This is a genomic window from Silvanigrella paludirubra (assembly GCF_009208775.1).
GTDB lineage: Bacteria > Bdellovibrionota_B > Oligoflexia > Silvanigrellales > Silvanigrellaceae > Silvanigrella > Silvanigrella paludirubra.
In genome coordinates this window covers 1-686 of the sequence record NZ_WFLM01000019.1, presented here as the reverse complement: position 1 = coordinate 686, position 686 = coordinate 1, and the positions used below count along the sequence as shown (strand labels likewise).

Sequence of the window (686 nt, the reverse complement as noted above, 5' to 3'; positions counted from 1 at the left end):
ATTTAATAATATCATTTGGAATGTCACTCTTTTTATATTCTAAAATTTTATCTTCAAGAATATTTTCATTTTCAAATGAAGATAATTTCCACCAAACTGCATTTTTAAAAGTAATAATATTTTTTATGTTATTTTGTAATAATAACTTTATAATAAAATCATTTTTATCATTTTTTTCTATTCCTAATAATTCAGCATCATGAAAATTTTGTAGCATTTTTAAATTCCCTTTTTAATAGATTAATAGCCTTTTGGTAGCTCATTCAACTCAGGTGTTCTTACTTTGTTTGGAGTTTTAAAATCATGGACATGGGGTTGCATTCCATTATGGGAGTGTGTACCATCAAAGCGTTTTACCTCATAAGGATTCGGATTTCTTGGATTGGTTTGTTTTGTATATGTTTCATAGCTTGTTACTTTACCATTTTGATCCGTTTTAAAAGAAGTGTGGTCAGCACCTTTGGCCGCTTCGCTAGGTTTTAACTTTTGACCACCTCTACCATATCCTCCATTCTCACCAGAACCATCACCACCCATTGCCGCATTAAATAATAGACCAGACATACATCCAAGGCCGCTAGAAGCCATTAAGAATCCGCTGCTAATTTGCGAAGTTGTTGCAGGTATTATCCCTAATGAAAGTCCAGCTGAAAAAGGAGCTCCACCCGTTGCTGCCGCAGTATTTC

2 protein-coding genes are annotated in these 686 nt (G+C 33.4%); both read right to left on the bottom strand.

The window, feature by feature from the left end; genetic code table 11:
• The coding region (locus GCL60_RS17220) for a hypothetical protein (RefSeq protein WP_153421921.1) at nt 1–217 on the bottom strand (217 nt) is incomplete at its 3' end.
• 23 nt (nt 218–240) lie between these two features.
• Nucleotides 241–686, bottom strand: a 446-nt coding sequence (locus tag GCL60_RS17215; RefSeq protein ID WP_202614061.1) for a polymorphic toxin type 24 domain-containing protein, incomplete at its 5' end; no start/stop codon positions are given.